This is a genomic window from Candidatus Regiella insecticola LSR1, assembly GCF_000143625.1.
Lineage (GTDB): Bacteria > Pseudomonadota > Gammaproteobacteria > Enterobacterales > Enterobacteriaceae > Regiella > Regiella insecticola.
Map to the genome: position 1 here is coordinate 34,854 of NZ_GL379590.1, position 19,713 is coordinate 54,566.

14 protein-coding genes and 3 pseudogenes are annotated in these 19,713 nt (G+C 40.9%); 13 read left to right on the forward strand and 4 right to left on the reverse strand.

What is annotated here, in order from left to right; all coding sequences use genetic code 11:
• Positions 1–47: 47 nt before the first annotated feature.
• A protein-coding gene (locus REG_RS11895) for an IS5-like element ISRein1 family transposase (protein ID WP_260200023.1) occupies positions 48–871 on the forward strand; the annotation gives its coding sequence in 2 pieces (ribosomal slippage) (positions 48–435 and positions 435–871; 825 coding nt in all).
• A 778-nt stretch (positions 872–1,649) separates the two neighbouring features.
• Entirely contained in the window at positions 1,650–2,291 is a 642-nt protein-coding gene (locus REG_RS03745) for an acyl-homoserine-lactone synthase (protein ID WP_006704526.1), read from the forward strand.
• Between the two features lie 175 nt (positions 2,292–2,466).
• On the opposite strand, the gene REG_RS03750 is transcribed toward REG_RS03745, so the two are convergent.
• The 4 genes from REG_RS03750 to REG_RS13115 form a co-directional block, all read right to left on the reverse strand.
• A complete protein-coding gene (locus REG_RS03750; RefSeq protein ID WP_006704527.1) occupies positions 2,467–3,225 on the reverse strand; it encodes a helix-turn-helix transcriptional regulator in 759 nt (252 codons plus the stop codon).
• 691 nt (positions 3,226–3,916) lie between these two features.
• Entirely contained in the window at positions 3,917–4,510 is a 594-nt protein-coding gene (locus REG_RS03755) for a thiamine pyrophosphate-binding protein (RefSeq protein ID WP_050749312.1), read from the reverse strand.
• Between the two features lie 267 nt (positions 4,511–4,777).
• Positions 4,778–8,779 carry a trifunctional transcriptional regulator/proline dehydrogenase/L-glutamate gamma-semialdehyde dehydrogenase gene (gene putA / locus REG_RS03760; RefSeq protein WP_006704529.1) on the reverse strand — a complete coding sequence of 1,334 codons (4,002 nt, stop codon included), beginning with the start codon at positions 8,777–8,779 and terminating at the stop codon, positions 4,778–4,780.
• A 49-nt stretch (positions 8,780–8,828) separates the two neighbouring features.
• Positions 8,829–9,014 carry a hypothetical protein gene (locus REG_RS13115; RefSeq protein WP_176603414.1) on the reverse strand — a complete coding sequence of 62 codons (186 nt, stop codon included), beginning with the start codon at positions 9,012–9,014 and terminating at the stop codon, positions 8,829–8,831.
• Positions 9,015–9,471: 457 nt separating this feature from the next.
• Here REG_RS13115 and putP point away from each other — a divergent pair, with 457 nt between their 5' ends.
• From putP to ftsL, 11 genes and pseudogenes are all read left to right on the forward strand, one after another.
• Positions 9,472–10,968 carry a sodium/proline symporter PutP gene (putP, locus tag REG_RS03770; protein WP_006704530.1) on the forward strand — a complete coding sequence of 499 codons (1,497 nt, stop codon included), beginning with the start codon at positions 9,472–9,474 and terminating at the stop codon, positions 10,966–10,968.
• A 196-nt stretch (positions 10,969–11,164) separates the two neighbouring features.
• On the forward strand, positions 11,165–11,338 hold the full coding sequence (lptM, locus tag REG_RS13120) for an LPS translocon maturation chaperone LptM (RefSeq protein ID WP_176603416.1): 174 nt from the start codon (positions 11,165–11,167) through the stop codon (positions 11,336–11,338).
• Positions 11,339–11,465: 127 nt separating this feature from the next.
• Positions 11,466–12,290 (forward strand): diaminopimelate epimerase, encoded by an 825-nt coding sequence (gene dapF / locus REG_RS03775; RefSeq protein WP_039907225.1) that lies wholly within the window; start codon positions 11,466–11,468, stop codon positions 12,288–12,290.
• Positions 12,291–12,303: 13 nt separating this feature from the next.
• Positions 12,304–13,008, forward strand: a pseudogene (locus REG_RS03780) (DUF484 family protein).
• Positions 13,005–13,917 (forward strand): annotated as a pseudogene (xerC, locus tag REG_RS03785) (tyrosine recombinase XerC). The pseudogenes REG_RS03780 and xerC overlap by 4 nt, the downstream one beginning before the upstream one ends.
• On the forward strand, positions 13,880–14,101 hold the full coding sequence (locus tag REG_RS12615) for a hypothetical protein (RefSeq protein ID WP_071985166.1): 222 nt from the start codon (positions 13,880–13,882) through the stop codon (positions 14,099–14,101). Before xerC ends, REG_RS12615 begins: the two are co-directional and overlap by 38 nt.
• The gene (gene uvrD, locus REG_RS03790) at positions 14,088–16,241 is read left to right on the forward strand and encodes a DNA helicase II (RefSeq protein ID WP_039907227.1); all 2,154 of its coding nucleotides are present in this window, start codon (positions 14,088–14,090) and stop codon (positions 16,239–16,241) included. The genes REG_RS12615 and uvrD overlap by 14 nt, the downstream gene beginning before the upstream one ends.
• 146 nt (positions 16,242–16,387) lie before the next feature.
• Positions 16,388–17,338, forward strand: a complete 951-nt coding sequence (gene corA, locus REG_RS03795; RefSeq protein ID WP_006704533.1) for a magnesium/cobalt transporter CorA — start codon at positions 16,388–16,390, stop codon at positions 17,336–17,338.
• Between the two features lie 476 nt (positions 17,339–17,814).
• Positions 17,815–18,275: pseudogene (mraZ, locus tag REG_RS03805) on the forward strand (division/cell wall cluster transcriptional repressor MraZ).
• A 14-nt stretch (positions 18,276–18,289) separates the two neighbouring features.
• The gene (rsmH, locus tag REG_RS03810) at positions 18,290–19,231 is read left to right on the forward strand and encodes a 16S rRNA (cytosine(1402)-N(4))-methyltransferase RsmH (protein WP_006704535.1); all 942 of its coding nucleotides are present in this window, start codon (positions 18,290–18,292) and stop codon (positions 19,229–19,231) included.
• Entirely contained in the window at positions 19,228–19,584 is a 357-nt protein-coding gene (ftsL, locus tag REG_RS03815) for a cell division protein FtsL (protein ID WP_006704536.1), read from the forward strand. Before rsmH ends, ftsL begins: the two co-directional genes overlap by 4 nt.
• Positions 19,585–19,713 lie beyond the last annotated feature (129 nt).

Sequence of the window (19,713 nt, forward strand, 5' to 3'; positions counted from 1 at the left end):
CATTCATATAAGAATTTTGGTAAAACACTCCTGAACAAGGAGCCGCCATGAAATATGAAGTAATAAAAGTACTGGAAGAGGAAAAATTTCGTCGCTTAACGGGTGTTAAACGCAGTACATTTGAAAAGATGATAAAGATATTGAATGAAGCAGATAAGAGTAAGCAAGGGAAAGGAGGTCGGAAACCCAAGCGGGGTTTAGAAGAGCGCTTATTAATGGCACTGGAGTATATACGAGAATATCGCACTTATTTTCATGTCAGCCAAAGCTATGGCGTGAGTGAGAGCACATGCTATGAAACGATTAAATGGATAGAGAATACGCTAATAAAGCATCCTGATTTTGCCCTACCTGGACGCAAAGCTGTATTAAAAAGGGATAGGGAGTATGAGCTGGTTCTTATTGATGCCACAGAAACGCCGATTGAACGTCCCCAAAAAAACAAAAGCCGTTTTACTCAGGAAAAAAGAAACGACACACCTTAAAAACACAAGTGCTCGTTGATAAAAAAAGTAAAGCAGTCATCTGTACAAGCTTTACGAATGGGAGGCGCCATGATTTTAGGTTGTTTAAGGAGTCTGGTGTGCGAATACATCCTGACATCAAAACAGTTACCGATACAGGTTACCAAGGGCTTGGCAAGATTCATTCAAACTCGGCGTTGCCTAAGAAAAAGACAAAGAAAAATCCCTTAACAAAAGAAGATAAACGCAACAATCGTGCGTTATCAAGCCAGCGTGTATTAAACGAACATGTCATTGGTATGATTAAAAGATTTAAAATTGTATCAGACCGTTATCGAAACAGGCGAAAACGTTTTGGATTAAGATTTAATCTGATTGCTGCAATTTATAACATGGAAATTAGATAAATGATAGTTTCCGAAGAGGTCTACTGTATATCTTTCTATAAAAAAAGAATAGTTAGACAAAGGTCTAGTTTGGCACTATACCTTTGTTCATATAATGTATGAATGCTTAATTTTATTTATAGATTTACATAGTTTTAAGAAAAATAAATATATAATCTATTCTTCTTGAAAAACTATTTGTCTTATCATCTCTGGAATAATAAAGAAGGAAAATACAATAATAGGTAGCAATTATAGCTAAAAAATTAAATATTAGTATCAGTAATAATACAAAACTACACTTTACCGCTCAGGGTGATACCCCATTTTTATTTAATATGATTAGATAAAGTAGAATAAGAACATTATCTATGCTATTAATATATCTAATGATAAGCATTTAAAAAAACTCACGCTGATATCTTCAAGTTAAATAAGAATACAATATATTGCAATAAAGATAAATGATGTAAAAAGCGCTTTGAACATAACTATCACGCTTTCGTTTTCAGTAAATATGCGACATAATCCCTGGCTATATTTAGCTATAACCAAATCAGTTTAATTTGATTTAAGTGTTGTCGTCGCTTGCCGTACTATTTGTACTGTCTGCACTCCTCCGCCTTGAATCAAATTAAACTGATTCGGCTATATCGCTTCAACCCCAGTGTTTACCGTTGCCGCTATGTTATGTTCGCACACTACGGGTGTTACATCCTTGCTAATCAAATAACTTGGCAGATTGTTTATTTTTGCACGAATTATTGAGATAATCCCATATCATTAATAAGGAGATAAAATGATGGAAATATTTGATGTTAGCTATAATAAACTGTCCGATAAAAGATCAATGGAATTATTTTCTCTTAGAAAGAGTGTCTTCAAAGATCGCCTAGATTGGGCTGTCAATTGTTTTAATGGAATGGAATTCGATGAGTATGACCATCCTAATACAACTTATCTATTAGGGGTACACGACAATACTGTGATTTGCAGTCTGCGGCTCATAAACATAAAAAATCCCAATATGATCACCGGAACGTTTTATCGTTATTTCAACCAGATAAATATTCCAGAAGGAAACTATATTGAATCAAGCAGATTTTTTGTTGACAAAGAAAGAGTACAAAATATGAGTTGCAACCAATATCCGGTGAGTACCATGCTTTTTCTGGCTGCGTTGAATTATTCAAGAAAATTTGATTACGAGGGGATATTAACTATCGTAAGTCATGCAATGTTTATTATAATGAAACGTTCCGGCTGGCATCTCACTGTACTTGAGAAAGGATTATCAGAAAAAAATGAAAAAGTTTACTTACTATGCTTGCCTGTTGATACCGAAAATCAAAACATCCTAATCAATTGTATAAATCGAAAGAAAATTTTGTTAAAAAATAAGGAGTGGCCATTGTCTTTTACACTCACTGAGCCCGTTTAAAACTTTCATCGTTTTGACACCGTTAATTTAAATATTTTAAGATAAATGATGACCAATAAGAGAAAATATTTATCTTGTTGGCCATCATTTATCTTTTATAACCTTTGCCTGAATCAGACTAAATATATAATAATTTAAATTAATAATTAACTTGGTTACAGCAACATTTTTAATATTATAATGAATTGATAAGCTGCGATTCAGTTCCCAGCCTTATGGCATGTTTTGCATTCAGTACCCCTAATTTTTTCACAATATTACCCATATGGAATTTTACTGTACCTAGTTTTATACCAAAAATAATTGCTATTTCTGAGTAAGTTTTTCCCATACTGAACCAATAAAGAACCTCATTTTCTCTAGAAGAAAATTTTTCTTTTTTACTTTCACTATTTTTACAGACAGCTCCATGCGTCTCTTTGTATAGGGAAATAAGTATGTCATGTGTGTTCAAAAGTAACATTTGTAATTTATCTTTATTTTTTTCAATCTTTTCCTTAAGCATATTTCCTGTTTGATCATCCATCAAGATGGATAGTACAGCCAGGTTATTATTGCAATCATGGAGAATAAATGTATATCCACTAATTATATTATATTTTTTGGCAATGCTAAATACCTCGATTAATTGCAAATTTGTACTAACTATATTGAAAATTTTAGGAAGTTTAAGGTCTGAGTTAATCATGATATTCTCATCCCAAGGAAAGGATGTAATCCTATTAAGTGCCGTAATAATAACAGGATCAATATGTTGATAACGATCTCTAACATAAACTTCAAACCAATCTGGACGATTAGAAATCACTCTCATCTCTGTTGTATTTTTTTTGTTCATTATGGCATAAGCGTATTTTATATCTCCATAGCTCTCGAATTTCTTATCTAAATAATTTTTTATAAGATTATTAATCGCTTCATTATCAAAAAACACTGAATCCTTCCTTAAAAAATGATCCTATAATTGTATGCTACGCTACTCGATTCGGTGCATCCATCCATCATCGGTAGTTACTATATAGCAGACGGATAATCGACTGAAAATTATTGTGTTAACGATGTGATTACACCATCGGATCCAAACGCTACAGCTAGCGACTCATAATATGATCGGTTGACATCAAATAATTCAACCACAATATGACATGTGCGCTATCTTACACTAATGATTCTATCCATCTCAGTAATATGCTCAAACATATCCGAGTAGATGTTACCAGAAAATGGCTGATCATCAGATACCCATCCTGCCTCTATCATGATTTATTTTATCTCTGTATATGATGTTCTTACGGTAGAAAAAGGACAGGATTGGCTTGAAGTAAAAGATAGAATGGCAGGGCTTAAAGCCGTGGTAAAAGTAGACTCGTGAAATGAGCAAAAAGTGAATGGCGAACACCGCTGTTGTTTACGGACGTTGAAAAAATGCTCCAACGAGATCCCTGAGAGCCTGCTCGAAATCTTCTTTGAGCTGCGCTCAATTAATAAAAAAATGAGCGAAAAAGCACAGTGACTTTTTTTACAAAAACAAGAAAACAAGTGAGCATATTGAGCCTTTTTTTGGCAAAGTATCAGCGAGCACAAGAGATTGCGAATAGACTCTTAGAATAAATCTCGTTATCTGCTTATTTAATTTTTTCTACTGACTCATTAAATATAACCTTCCGATTCGTACTCGTCGCTTTGGTGGTTGAAAAAGAAATTTTTTTAACCACCAAAGCAACGGGTCTAAATTCATTATGAGCAATAGTCAATAATGATTCGATGGTTTTTTCCCAATCTTCAGTGCATTCACCTAATATTTTATAGGGGATGCGTAATTGTTGTAACAACGGAATAGGCCCTATTCTTAGCTCATCATGTTGATAATATTTATTACGAGACGTACTTTTTTCAATATCAGTTTCATTTTGCCAACCGACAATCAGTAATAGGGGTATACCATAGACTTCGGGTTTAGCCGTAGAATAAAAAGGATTGACAACAGTATAAAGTCCTGAATTTTTTAGGTAAACAGCAGGTATATAACCCGTTGCTAAATAACTACCAATGGCTATTCCTATCGCTGCTTTATCATTACAAGCAGTTTGATAGATTATTTCATTAGAATAATCGGCAGCAGTAAAAAAAAATTCATTTAACAATGGATCAGAAACACAACTATAAAAATTTACATTCTGCCGCGCTAGAATGCGCAAAAAATAACCGGCATCTATCATAACGTCTCCCACTCAAAAAGACTATGATATTATTTTTAAATATCGTCAAATAAGTTACATCTCAAAGTAAAACGTTATCTTTGTCTATTAATGACCAACAAGGATTTATTTTAAGATCAACAAAACTTAAATAGCAATGATTAAATTTTATCACTCATAGGCCTTTTGAAAATTTACGCGCTTGAGGTAGGAAGTCTGCTAAGTATATTGAATATTATGTCACTAAAAATAATAAAGACCCATCAGGGTCTTTATTATTTAATACCATTAATCAATGGTCATTAAATTTGCATTGCCTCCTGCCGCCGCAGTATTAATACTTACCGTATGTTCAATCAACAAGCGTTCCAGAAAGATAGCGGTTTCACCTGGAGCAAAGCCTTGTACAGAAATAATGGGGCCATCGCGTTGTGAAATTTGCTGACAGAGTGCCCGTAATTTTTCAATATCACCATGAAAAATAACAGCATCAAAAAGAATGTTACTGCTTTGCCAATCAGCACTGAAACGAATACAAGATTGCACCAGCGCAGGGAGTTTACGAAAAAGATCTTTTTGTAAACTACCGTCTAGCCATAGTACTTGACTGCCCACGGCCAATACCGCCGACAGTTGAATCAAAATATCTTCTTGGTTGTCTGCTATGCAAAGCACTCTCTCACGAGGCAATAAAGTATAGGTATTACGCTCACCGGTTGGCCCTACTAACTGATGTACAGTGCCCCCCTGCGCTAATTCAGCGTAACCTTGAGCAGGCTTAAGCAAAGCTTCATGTTCTGTTGTCAAAAATTGCATTAAGGCACTATGTGCCGCCAATAAAGATTCGCGTCCATTCACTTCTGGTGCTTGCTGGTTATTTTGACGAGTTAAGGCTGTTAACAGAGCATTTTCCGGACGTTGAGATAATAAGCGATATAAATAAAGTGGCCCGCCGGCTTTCGGCCCAGTACCGGATAAACCTTCGCCGCCAAATGGTTGTACCCCAACGACTGCACCCACCATATTTCGATTAACATATATATTACCGACTTTAGCACGTTCCGTTATTCGTGAAACCGTTTCATCAACTCGAGTGTGGACGCCTAAAGTTAACCCATAACCTGTCGCATTAATTTTATCGACCAATGTATCAAGATCTTGCAGTTGAAAACGAACCACATGCAATACGGGGCCAAAAATTTCTTGTTGCAGCTCATCAAAACTCGCCAATTCTATTAGTGTTGGCTGAATAAAAGTCCCTCGCTGCCATTCTTTTTCATCTAAAATATTAGATCGTGCTGCCTGATATACCTTACGCCCTTTGGCACGCATAGCCTGGATATAGCCTTCAATCCCCGCTTGTGCTTCGCGAGTGATGACAGGACCAATATCGGTTGATAAACGCTCAGGATTACCCATTCGACATTCAGCCATTGCGCCCCGCAACATCCGTAACGTATGTTCAGCAACCTCTTCCTGAATACACAAAATGCGTAGAGCAGAACAACGCTGGCCGGCACTGTCGAATGCAGATTCGATTACATCAGTAACCACTTGCTCTGTTAATGCCGAAGAGTCAACGATCATCGCATTTAGACCGCCGGTTTCAGCAATTAATGGTGTTGTTCTACCTTGTGAATCTAAACGACCGGCGATATTACGTTGAAGCAAGCTGGCCACTTTGGTTGAACCGGTGAACATCACACCCCGTACACGTGGATCATTGATTAGCCATGTTCCTACTTTTTCACCTTTACCGGGTAATAGCTGCAATGCATTTTGTGGAATACCGGCTTCTAACAAAATATTGATGGCTTGCGCTGCTATTAGCGGTGTCGGTTCCGCAGGCTTTGCTAGTACCGAATTACCGGCCGCCAGGGCAGCGGCAATTTGTCCGGTGAAAATGGCAAGCGGAAAATTCCACGGGCTGATACAGACTACAGAGCCAAGCGGACAATAGGTTGGATTACCCTGTTCATCTTTGCTATCAAAATCATATCGTATCAGGTCGGCGTAATAACGCAGAAAATCGACAGCTTCACGCACTTCAGCAATGGCATTATTGAAGGTTTTACCGGCTTCACGCACCAAAATGCCTATCAAATTTTGCATTTGATTTTCCATCAATTCAGCCGCTTTGGTCAGAATGATGGCACGTTCACTCGCAGGGGTATTGAACCAAATTGAGCCCGAACCGGCGGCAGCATCTAAGGCACGGCTAACTTCTTCTTCGCTCGCTTGACGTTCATAGCCAATCACATCGCTCAGCTCTGCAGGATTGATAATCGGTTTTTCAAGGCGTTGATCGAGGTTTTGATCAAGTTCAGCGGCAATAATGGGTTGTACATGCCATAGTTTGCTGCCACTGATTAATAAGGCAGCGGAAAGCGAAGCCAGTCGCTGTTCATTTGACAGATCTAACCCCCGAGAATTGAGCCGCTCCTGACCATATAAATTTCTTGGCAAAGGAATTTTAGGATGAGGTAAACCTAATCGACCTTCTGATGCAGCCATGATTTCTACCTCTTTAACCGGATCAGCAATCAGATCGTCAAGTGGCAGTGTGGTATCAGCAATCCGATTCACAAAGGAGGTATTGGCGCCATTTTCTAACAAACGTCTCACCAAATAAGCCAATAAGGTTTCATGGGTTCCCACTGGCGCATACACCCGACAAGGGCGATTAAGTTTACCTTCAGCAATTTGCCCAACCACTTGTTCATACAGCGGTTCGCCCATACCGTGCAAACACTGAAATTCATACTGACCAGAATAGTAATTTTGCCCTGCTAGATGATAAACAGCCGCCAGCGTATGCGCATTATGGGTAGCAAATTGAGGATAGATCAAACTCGGTTCAGCCAGTAATTTGCGGGCACAGGCTAGATAAGCAACATCGGTATAAACCTTACGGGTATAAACCGGATAACCTTCTAAACCGTCTATCTGGGCGCGTTTAATTTCACTGTCCCAATAAGCACCTTTAACCAGACGGATCATCAAACGACGATGGCTACGGCGCGCCATATCAATCACGGTATCAATAACAAACGGACAGCGTTTTTGATAGGCTTGGATGACGAAACCAATGCCATTCCAGCACGCCAATTGTGGTTCAAAACACAGTCTTTCCAACAAATCGAGGGAGATTTCTAAACGATCGGCTTCTTCGGCATCAATATTAATCCCAATATCATACTGCTTAGCTTGCAATGTTAATGACAGTAAGCGTGGATAAAGTTCATTCATCACACGTTCATATTGAGCACGGCTATAACGTGGATGCAAAGCCGAAAGTTTGATCGAAATCCCTGGGCCTTCGTAAATACCACGGCCATCAGACGCTTTACCAATGGCATGAATGGCTTTTTGATAAGAATCAAAATAGGCTGAGGCATCTGCTTCAGTTAATGCGGCTTCTCCTAACATATCATAGGAATAACGGAACCCTTTATCTTCTAATTTTCGAGCATTGGCTAAGGCTTCAGCCATTGTCTCTCCGGTAACAAATTGCTGTCCCATGAAACGCATAGCCCTGTCTACCGCTTTACGAATTAGTGGTTTCCCTCCTTTATTGATGACAAGATTTAAGAAATTGGAAAGCTGATTTTTTTCATCTATAGAAACAACACGACCGGTGAGCAGTAAACCCCAAGTGGCGGCATTAACAAATAAAGAAGGACTGTGCCCAAGATGGGATTGCCAATTTCCTTTGCCTATTTTGTCACGAATCAATGCATCACGAGTCTGTTTATCTGGAATACGTAATAGCGCTTCAGCCAAACACATCAAGGCGACGCCTTCTTCAGAAGAAAGTGAAAACTCTTGTAATAAACTTTGTACAATACCGGCTCGACCGTTAGTGCTTTTTTTGTTACGTAACTTTTCAGCAATACGATAAGCCAATTTATGGGTTGCTTGCGCTAGATCAGCAGGTAGGCGTGCTTGCTCTAGCAGCATTGGAATGATTTCACTCTCCGGACGACGATAAGCTGCAGTAATGTCAACACGTTTATCTGATTGTATTAAAACCTGTTCGGAGAAATCCAAAAATGGTTGATAGGCAGAGATCAATTCGGTAGGCATACTATCCTGCACGTCGTCAGGATGGCAATCATTGAGTCCTTCATCAGGCATCATTATTGTTGTATTATTTTCTAAACGAGTCAGGTAATTAGAAATCGCTTGTTTAATTAACCAATGTGGTGTCCGATTAATATTCTGTGCTGCCTTTTCAATTTTATCGCGAGTGACTTCATCAAATCTCACCTCCATTTTTGTACTACCCATACCATTCAGCTCCTCTATATTATTCTGGAAATCGGGAAATGATAGTTTTTTATGGCTTTAATATCCAGCTTGTTGCTATTTCGCACGACCACTTATATACCCTTCGCCTTTGAAGCTGTTGGCTGCGGGTGCTGGCCGAATCACGTAGTATGTCTAAGCTCATCGGTCTCACCCCCTGGCTATAGACTCTTACACAAAACAAATGGAGAACTGTGAAATAAGTCAGATTTTTCACATATTAAACCAGTATTTATAGTATTTTAGTACTATAGTCATGCCTACCATAATTTTAAACTATAAGGTTTATGGTCGATTTATCTATAGTGAAACTCACTCTATGGTGAAATATTAACACTATCATGGGAGATACATATAATTAAAACAGATTAATTAATAATTATTTATTAACTATTTAATTATTAAAACAAACAAAATAAATGATATATATTAATTTTAATAATTTATGTGAGGTCAAATACCCTTTTCCGGCCAAGCACAAAAAATCAGCATAACGCCGACAATACGCGGGATGTAAAAATAGACAATACCCAATGAATTTCGAGTTACGGCAAGGCGGCCAGGGGGTGAGACCGATGAGCTTAGACATACTACGTGATTCGGCCAGCACCTACAGCCAACGCCGCCGTAACTTGAAAGGCGAAGGGTAAAGACGCATTTATGGAGACGTTGTAATGACAACAAATACGCCGATGCTGGTGACGTTTGCAATTTATATTTTTGTAATGATTTTCATTGGGTTAATCGCTTACAGGGCAACAAATAATTTTGATGATTATATTTTAGGTGGCCGTAGTCTGGGGAGTGTGGTCACGGCATTATCTGCGGGCGCTTCAGACATGAGCGGTTGGTTATTAATGGGATTACCCGGCGCCGTTTTTATCTACGGCATTTCAGAAAGTTGGATCGCTATCGGGTTAGTAATAGGCGCTTATCTCAATTGGAAATTAGTTGCTGGGCGTTTACGTGTTCATACCGAGGCAAACAACAATGCGTTAACTTTGCCTGATTATTTTACCCATCGATTTGCAGATAAAAGCAAATTATTGCGCATCATATCAGCGTTAGTGATCTTAGTTTTTTTTACTATTTATTCTTCTTCCGGCATTGTTGCTGGTGCAACATTATTCAACAGTTTATTTGACATCAGTTATCAAAATGCACTCTGGATAGGGGCAGCTGCCACCATTATTTACACCCTAATCGGGGGGTTCTTAGCGGCAAGTTGGACAGACACAGTACAGGCTACGCTAATTATTTTTGCGTTGCTTTTAACACCCGTCATGGTCATTTTATCTGTCGGTGGGATTGATAGTTCAATCATGGTGATTGAAGCTAAAAATATAGCCAATGTTGATATGTTTAGCCGATTAGATTTCATCGCCGTTATTTCTTTATTAGGATGGGGCTTAGGCTATTTCGGTCAACCGCATATTTTAGCTCGATTTATGGCCGCAGACTCGCATCACACCATCCGTAACGCACGACGTATTAGTATGACCTGGATGATTCTTTGTCTGACAGGAACGATCGCGATTGGCTTTTTCGGCATCGCGTATTTTGAAGAAAATCCTGAGCTGGCAGGTTCAGTGTCAAAAAATGGGGAACAAGTCTTTATTGAATTAGCCAAATTAATTTTTAATCCCTGGATTGCGGGCGTTGTCTTGTCAGCGATTCTTGCCGCCGTGATGAGTTCGCTGAGCTGTCAGTTGCTTGTTTGCTCCAGTGCGATAACTGAAGATCTGTATAAAGCTTTTTTACGTAAAAAAGCGAGCCAAAAAGAATTGGTATGGGTTGGCCGTTCCATGGTATTGATAATATCATTGGTTGCTATCGCTTTGGCCGCCGATCCCAATAACCGAGTGCTCAGCCTTGTTAGCTATGCGTGGGCAGGTTTTGGAGCCGCATTCGGGCCGGTAATATTGATCTCAGTTGTTTGGTCAAAAATGACACGTAATGCCGCGCTCGTTGGTATGATCGTGGGGGCGGTAACCGTAATAATTTGGAAGCAATTTGCTTGGTTAGGTTTGTATGAGATTATCCCTGGGTTTTTATTTGCCAGTATTTCGATTTTTGTCGTCAGCCTAATGGATTCCGCGCCTAGTCAAGTTATTACCGATCGCTTCCGTAAAGCAGAATTAAAATTTAGATCCGTTTGTCCGTCTGATTAAGTATTTTCATGTCTCCTGTTGATACAGGAGACTATACCCTTTGTCTTTGAAGTTGCCGCTGGCGGCCAGGGCGTGAGACCCGATGAGCCTAGACAGGCTACTTGATTCGGGCGCGGGCACGCAGCCAACAACGCGGCGGCTTCAAAGGCGAACGGTATAAGACCACTTAGGTGCATAAATAACAGGCATTAATATAATGAAAAAAAAAATACAATGGCTAATGGTGACGATAATATCACTGGGACTGGTCGGTTGTGGTTTCAAAGGAGCACTCTATCCGGCATCACCGGAGAAAAAAGTAAAAATAACAACAGTGAATATGGATATATACCCAGAATCCTCCAAGTTGCCGTTAGACGGCCAGAGATGAGACCGATGAGCGTAGATAGATTACCTGATTCGGCGAGTACCCACACAGCCAACAACGCGGCGACTTCAAAAACGAAGGGTATAAACTATATATATTTCTCCAATAGATAGGCAAGGTGGAGCATGAGATGCAGTTCTCCAAAATGCATGGCCTTGGCAACGATTTTATGGTTGTTGATAATGTTACTCAGAATGTTTATTTTTCGCCTGAACTGATTCGTCGATTGGCCAATAGACATACGGGTGTTGGTTTTGATCAAATGTTGGTGGTAGAACCTCCCTATGATCCTAAATTAGATTTTCACTACCGTATTTTCAACGCTGATGGCAGCGAAGTCTTTCAATGTGGCAATGGCGCACGTTGCTTCGCTCGATTTCTACATCTTAAAGGGTTGACCAGCAAAAAAATCATTCATATTAGTACGCAAACCGGGCGTATGAGCCTAGAGATAACGGGTGATGAAAAGGTTTGTGTTAATATGGGCGAGCCTGTGTTTACCCCCAGACAGATTCCTTTTTGCGCAACAACCACTGAAAAAACCTATATTTTACGCACTGCTGGACATACGACATTATGTGGTGTCGTGTCGATAGGTAATCCGCACTGTGTATTACAAGTAGAAGACGTAGCGACGGCTAATGTCGCATTACTGGGGCCGATGCTGGAGTACCATGAACGTTTTCCACAACGCACTAATGTTGGTTTTATGCAAATCATTGATCGTAAAAATATCAATTTACGGGTGCATGAACGTGGCGTCGGTGAGACCCAAGCTTGTGGCAGTGGCGCTTGCGCGGCGGTAGCCATTGGTATCGAGCAACAGTTACTGGATAAAAATGTTGATGTGAAGCTACCAGGGGGAAAGTTGTCCATTCAGTGGAAAGGCAAGGGTCATCCATTATATATGACAGGATCAGCAGTCCATATTTACGACGGATATATTCATTTATAACGAGTCTGAATCTATGAACAATTATAAGGAACAGGTAATCAGTGACACCGAATTAAATGATGATGAGGTGAGGCAATATTTACTAAAAAATCCTGATTTTTTTATGCGTAATGCTGATTTGATTAAACAAATGCGCCTCCCTCAAGCCATGCAAGGGAGCATTTCTTTAGTCGAATGGCAATTACACCGCCAGCGCCGCCAAATTAGCTAGTTGCAGGAAGAGATCACCTTACTAATGGAGTACGCCGGTTTGAATGAAATACTGTGCAAGCGCTTCTTCCAACTACAAGCAAATTTGGCGCTCGCGAGTACGCTGCCTGAGATGCTAAAACGTTTACAATGTTGGGCGAAAACATTCGGCTTGCTAGGCACCCAGGTGCGGCTATTTAGTGATCGTTGGCAGATTGAGAAATTTCCTGGCTTACCTCATTTGGCGATGTTGCGTTCAGATTTTGAGCCTCTACGCCGACAACATTTGGCGGAAAAACAACATTTTCTTGGTAGCTTAAGTGAAAGCGAGTTACGTTTGTTATTGCCAAAATTTGACAGGGTAGGTTCCGTCGCCCTCTCTTTGCTAGGTAAAAAAGTAGACCTTGGTGTGATCATATTTAGCAGTTCAGATGGTCTGCATTATCAGCAAGGAATGGGTAGCATGATACTCCATCAAGTCGCCACATTTTTACCAGGGTTGTTAGCACGCTGGATTAAACGCAAATGACAGCGGATTTATCTCCCCTACAGCATCAAGTTGATGCCTTTTTACGTTATTTAAAAGTAGAACGTCAACTGAGTTCACTCACGGTAACCAGCTATCACCGTCAACTGATGATGTTAATCGATATTGCTAAATCGATGGGGATATGTGACTGGAAAAACTTAGATGCTGCTCAGGTTCGGGCATTATTAGTACGCAGTAAACGTGGTGGCTTAAAAAGCACTAGTTTAGCCGTGCGTTTTTCCGCTTTACGTAGTTTTCTTGATTACCTAATAAAACAAGACGTAATACAGGCCGATCCTGCCAAAGGTGTTACCACCTCCGTTACAGGTCGTCATCTGCCAAAAAATATCGATGTTGATGAAGTTAATCAATTACTCAACATTGATCTGGATGATCCTTTAGCTATTCGTGATAGGGCAATGCTTGAAGTTATGTACCGGGGCAGGTCTGCGACTGGCTGAATTAATTGGTATGGATTGCCGACATATTGATTTGACCTCCGGTGAGGTTAGGGTATTAGGCAAGGGCAATAAAGAACGTAAACTCCCAATGGGAAAGACAGCGGTCACTTGGTTACAAAACTGGTTGGCTTTGCGTGATGTTTTTATGCCGCAGGATGATGCCGTTTTTTTATCCAATAGCGGTAAACGTATTTCACCCCGTAATGTGCAAAAACGTTTTGCCGAGTGGGGAATCAAACAGGGTGTCAATAATCACATTAATCCACATAAATTACGTCATTCTTTTGCTACTCATATGTTAGAATCTTGCGGCGATTTGCGTGCTGTGCAAGAACTACTTGGCCATGCCAACCTATCTACCACTCAAATTTACACGCATCTTGATTTTCAACATTTAGCCACTGTATACGATGCTTCGCATCCTCGCGCCAAAAGAGACAAAACATAAAGCGAGCACAAGATATATACCCAATGAATTTCGAGTTGCCGCTAGGCGGCCAGGGGGGAGACCGATGAGCGTAGACATACTACGTGATTCGCCGAACACCCGCAGCCAACAACGCGGCGGCTTCAAAGGCAAAGGGGATATTTCGAACAGGTTCTTAAAAAAGAGTACTTATAAATATGTCTAATTTGCTCGACGGGTTGAACGAAAAACAGCGAGAAGCGGTTGCGACGCGCTATAAACATTTGTTAGTACTCGCGGGAGCGGGCAGCGGTAAAAGCCGTGTATTGGTGCATCGCATCGCTTGGTTATTATCACAGGAAGATATCTCCCCTTTTTCTATTATTGCCGTCACTTTCACTAATAAATCGGCGGCAGAGATGCGGCACCGCATTGAAAACCTAGGGAGAGCGCATAACGGAATGTGGGTCGGTACTTTTCATGGTCTAGCCCACCGTTTATTACGCATTCACCATTTAGCGGCTAATCTGCCACAGGATTTCCAAGTACTCGACAGCGATGATCAACTGCGTTTCGTCAAACGTATTATAAAATCACTTGATTTAGATGAAAAAAAATGGTCACCACGTCAAGCCATAAGCTATATCAATGGCAAAAAAGATATGATGTTACGTCCAGAAAATATTGAAAATTACGGTAACCCGGTGGAAAACATTTGGCTACGTATTTATCAAGCCTACCATGACGCTTGCCATCGAACTGGCTCGGTCGATTTTGCCGAATTATTATTGCGTGCTCACGAGTTATGGCTAAATAATCCCTGTATTTTGCAGCATTATCGTCAACGTTTTAGCCATATTTTGGTGGATGAATTCCAAGATACTAATAAAATTCAATACGCCTGGATCCACCTATTAGCAGGAGATCAGGCTACTGTGATGATAGTCGGGGATGATGATCAATCCATTTATGGTTGGCGTGGCGCCCAGGTAGAAAATATTCAACTGTTTTTAAATGATTTCACCGGCGCAGAAACCCTTCGTTTGGAACAAAATTATCGTTCAACACACCACATTCTTACCGCTGCTAATAGCTTAATTGCCCATAATACTAAGCGGATGGGAAAAAACCTATGGACAAAAAGGGCAACAGGCGAAGCGATTAGCCTCTATTCAGCCATTAATGAATTAGATGAAGCGCGCTTTGTCGTGAGTAAAATCAAAACCTGGCAGAGCCAAGGAGGCTTGTTAAAAGATTGTGCCGTTTTGTATCGAAGCAATGCGCAATCAAGAGTACTGGAAGATGCGCTATTGCAAGCCAGGGTGCTCTATCGTATTTATGGCGGGCAACGGTTTTTTGAGCGCCAAGAAATAAAAGACGCGCTGGCATATCTGCGTTTAATTGCCAACCGTCATGATGATGTTGCATTCGAACGGGTCGTCAACACCCCCCCACGCGGGATTGGTGATCGTACTTTAGAAACAATACGCCAGTACGCGCGTGATCAGCAATTAACATTGTGGCAAACCACCCTCATTGTATTACAAAATCAAATACTGTCGAATCGTGCTGCTGCCTCATTGCAGCGTTTTATTGAACTAGTGGAGGCATTAGCCAACGAAACAGCGGAGATGTCGTTACAAAGTCAAACTGAGCGAGTGATACGTGCTTCTGGTTTATGGACAATGTATCAAGAAGAAAAAGGTGAAAAAGGTCAGGCAAGAATCGAAAATCTTGAAGAGCTGATCACGGCAACGCAGCAATACCATCATGAAGATAAAACTATGTTACCTTTATCCGCATTTCTCTCTTATGCCGCATTAGAGGCAGGAGAAAGACAGCCGGATGGTGATCAAGACGCCGTACAATTGATGACGCTTCATTCCGCTAAAGGATTAGAATTTTTGCAAGTGTTTATTGTTGGTATGGAAGAAGGCATGTTCCCTAGCCAAATGGCGTTGAATGAAAACGGGCGTTTGGAAGAAGAGCGACGGCTGGCTTATGTCGGTGTAACACGTGCGATGCAAAAACTGACATTAAGCTATGCTGAAAGTCGTCGTCTGTACGGTAAAGAGGTTAACCATCCCCCCTCTCGTTTTATTGGCGAGCTGCCGCTGGAATGTATCGAAGAGGTAAGGTCACGCGCGAGTGTGTCTCGTCCGGTTAACCATCGTTTTATTGGTACGCCACTGTATAAAAATGACAGTGGTTTTACTGTGGGTCAAGCGGTACGCCATCCTAAATTTGGAAACGGTAAGGTGGTTAATTTAGAAGGCAGTGGAGAACATAGCCGAGTACAGGTTGCATTTTCAAACGAGGGAACTAAGTGGCTGATTGCCGCTTATGCAAGGCTAGAAAACCAATGAATTTCTAGTTACGGCAAGGCGACCAGGGTGTGAGACCCGATGAGCGTAGACATACTACGTGATTGGGGCGAACACCGCAGCCAACGCCGCCGTAACTTGAAAGGCGAAGGCTAGAAACGCTCTAATTGTCAGGGAGTTGGTAGTACATGTTAAGTGCATTTAAATTGGACAACAATCGATTATCCCGTTTGGAATTGGAAGCATCGGATAATTTGACTGGCGCATTGTGGGTCGATTTGGTAGCACCAGAAAAGACAGAACGTGAACGTGTGCAAGTTGAATTAGACCAAAATTTAGTTACTCGACTCGAATTGGGTGATATAGAGGCTTCTGCTCGTTTCTTTGAAGATGAAGACGGTTTGCACATTCATTCATTTTTTTACTATAAAGATGCAGAAGACCATGCTGGTAATGCAACAGTAGCATTCACCATCCGCAATGGTCGTCTCTATACGTTACGTGAACGTGAATTACCGGCTTTTCGCCTTTACCGCATGCGAGCTCGTACGCAAATATTAGTCGATGGTAACGCCTATGAGCTGCTGTTAGATTTATTTGAGACTAAAATTGAACAGCTGGCCGATGAAATAGAAAATATTTACACTGATTTAGAAAAGTTAAGCAGGGTGATCATGGAAGGTCAACAAGGAGATAAATATGACGCGGCGCTATCCATTTTAGCTGAACAGGAAGATATCGGTTGGAAAGTACGGCTTTGCTTAATGGATACCCAACGCGCGTTAAATTTTTTACTACGTAAAGCACGTCTGCCTGCAAGCCAGCTTGAGCAAGCGCGCGAAATACAGCGTGATATTGAGTCTTTGTTGCCACATAACGAATCGCTCTTCCAGAAAGTCAATTTCTTAATGCAAGCCGCGATGGGTTTTATCAATATTGAACAAAACCGTATTATCAAAATATTTTCGGTAGTTTCAGTGATCTTCCTCCCCCCTACATTAGTGGCATCAAGCTACGGTATGAACTTTCAGTTTATGCCGGAACTGAACTGGTCGTTTGGCTATCCTGGTGCCATTACTTTAATGATTGTCGCAGGTCTAGCGCCTTACCTTTATTTTAAACGTAAAAATTGGTTATAACTGATAGGCTAGAGCCAAGCATAAGAGATTTAGCATAGGCTCCCAGAGCCTATGCCGAATAAAAATAATAGTAAGAATTAATAAGACAATTAATTGCTGATTTATTAATCTCTATATAAAAAAAAATAATAAAAAAAAATAATAAAAAAATAGCTTTTTTATCATGATATTGACCTGCTTTTTTCTAGCACAGCCTCCCGACTTTTCGCGATATTTCACAAAATAACCCCACAAATAAACTGAAAGCTGACTGGCGATACCTTGACAAGGTTTTAAAACCCTCCGTAAACTCTTTAGTGGGGATTTGTGGGATAAAGTGGTAAATAAGATCACATATACCCTTCGCCTTTGCAGTTCCGCTAGGCGGCCAGGGCGTGAGACCCGATGAGCGTAGATAAACTACGTGATTCGGGCGAGGATCCGCAGCCAACAACGCGGCAGCTTCAAAGGCGAAGGGTATAAAGGGTGGTGCGACTATGTTCCGTGGGGCAACCTTGATTAATCTCGACAGTAAAGGACGGCTTGCCGTACCAACCCGGTATCGGGATTTACTTAATGAGGAATCGCAAGGCCAGATGGTCTGTACTATCGACTTACATCAAGCCTGTTTACTGCTTTATCCACTCACTGAATGGGAAATTATTGAGCATAAATTGTCCCGTTTATCAAGTATCAACCCATTTGAGCGCCGTATTCAGCGTCTATTATTGGGGCACGCCAGTGAATGCCAAATGGATGGCGCCGGCCGATTATTAATCGCCAGCACATTGCGTCAACATAGCAAACTGACAAAAGAGATCATCTTAGTCGGTCAGTTCAATAAATTTGAACTTTGGAATGAACAACTTTGGTATCAGCAAGTTAAAAACGATATTGCAGCAGAACAATCCGCACAGGAGCCCCGCTATCTGAGCGGTTACAAGACTTATCTTTATAGTGTGGTAATAAAGCATGTTAATAAAATGTAAGCATGAAAGCGTATTGCTAGAGCAAGCGGTGCACTGCCTCAACCTCCGTGATGACGGCATTTATGTCGACGGTACTTTTGGTCTTGGGGGGCATTCTCGTCTGATTCTTTCTCGACTCGGACAACAAGGGCGTTTGATTGCTATTGATCGTGATCCACAAGCAGTTGAAGTGGCGAAATCCATTACCGATCCACGTTTTTCTATTATCCATGGACCCTTTTCTGAATTAGCGCGTTATGCCCAGGAAAGTGATCTTATCGGGCGGATCGATGGTGTGTTGTTCGATTTAGGCGTCTCATCACCGCAATTAGATAATCCACAACGCGGATTTTCTTTTATGCGCGATGGTCCGCTTGATATGCGTATGGATCCTTCGCGCGGTTTGTCAGCAGCACAATGGTTAATGAAAGCCTCCGCGGATGAAATTGCTTGGGTGTTGAAAACCTTTGGTGAGGAGCGCTTTGCCAAACGCCTCGCTCGCGCCATCGTTGAACGCAATCAGCAACAGCCCATGCATCGCACTCAAGAATTAGCGGATTTGATTGTGAATATCCTGCCGATGCGGGAAAAACATAAACATCCCGCAACCCGTAGTTTTCAAGCTATTCGTATCTATATTAACAGCGAACTGGAAGAAATTACGCGAGCATTGGAAGCATCACTGAGTGTCTTAGCGCCAAAAGGGAGAATTTCAGTCATTAGTTTCCATTCGCTCGAAGATCGCATTGTCAAAAATTTTATCCGTCAACAGAGTCGTGGGCCACAAATTCCAGTCGGTATGCCACTGACTGAAACACAATTACGCCTGATGGGCGGCGCTAATCTAAAAACGATGGGAAAAATGATGCCATCGGCAGAAGAAGTAGCAGAAAATCCTAGAGCGCGTAGCGCGGTACTGCGTTTTGCGGAAAGGATAGCACTATGATTAGCTATCAAAAATACAGTTTAATCCAGCTAATAGGAACAGATTTAGTCCGTAATGCAAAAATACCATTGATATTACTATTTACGGTATTGCTATCTGCAATCTTAGTGGTAACGACGACTTACCAGACTCGTTTATTGACGGCAAAGCGTGAACTGCTCATCTTGGAGAGAAATGCGTTAGACATCGAATGGCGTAATTTGATTTTAGAAGAAAAAGCACTGAGTGCTCATCACCGAATTGCCACTATCGCCCGTAAAAAATTAAAAATGCAATATGTTGCTCCAGAAGAAGAAAAAATTGTTATTGATCAATCACTGCTCCATCGATATGGAAATAAATATACCCAATGAATTTCGAATTACGGTAAGGCGGCAATCAAGTGAATCCCAGGAGTGTGGTACATGACTGAAACGAGTAATCGCTGCCAACGCCGCCGTAACTTGAAAGGCGAAGGGTTGGAAATTATCGCCCCTAACTGA

Coding starts and splice junctions, on each gene's coding strand:
- REG_RS03745 (WP_006704526.1), top strand. CDS start 1,650: ATGATGGAAATATTTGATGTTAGCTATAATAAACTGTCCGATAAAAGA.
- REG_RS03755 (WP_050749312.1), bottom strand. CDS start 4,510: ATGATAGATGCCGGTTATTTTTTGCGCATTCTAGCGCGGCAGAATGTA.
- putA (WP_006704529.1), bottom strand. CDS start 8,779: ATGGGTAGTACAAAAATGGAGGTGAGATTTGATGAAGTCACTCGCGAT.
- putP (WP_006704530.1), top strand. CDS start 9,472: ATGACAACAAATACGCCGATGCTGGTGACGTTTGCAATTTATATTTTT.
- lptM (WP_176603416.1), top strand. CDS start 11,165: ATGAAAAAAAAAATACAATGGCTAATGGTGACGATAATATCACTGGGA.
- dapF (WP_039907225.1), top strand. CDS start 11,466: ATGCAGTTCTCCAAAATGCATGGCCTTGGCAACGATTTTATGGTTGTT.
- REG_RS12615 (WP_071985166.1), top strand. CDS start 13,880: ATGCTTCGCATCCTCGCGCCAAAAGAGACAAAACATAAAGCGAGCACA.
- corA (WP_006704533.1), top strand. CDS start 16,388: ATGTTAAGTGCATTTAAATTGGACAACAATCGATTATCCCGTTTGGAA.
- rsmH (WP_006704535.1), top strand. CDS start 18,290: ATGTTAATAAAATGTAAGCATGAAAGCGTATTGCTAGAGCAAGCGGTG.
- ftsL (WP_006704536.1), top strand. CDS start 19,228: ATGATTAGCTATCAAAAATACAGTTTAATCCAGCTAATAGGAACAGAT.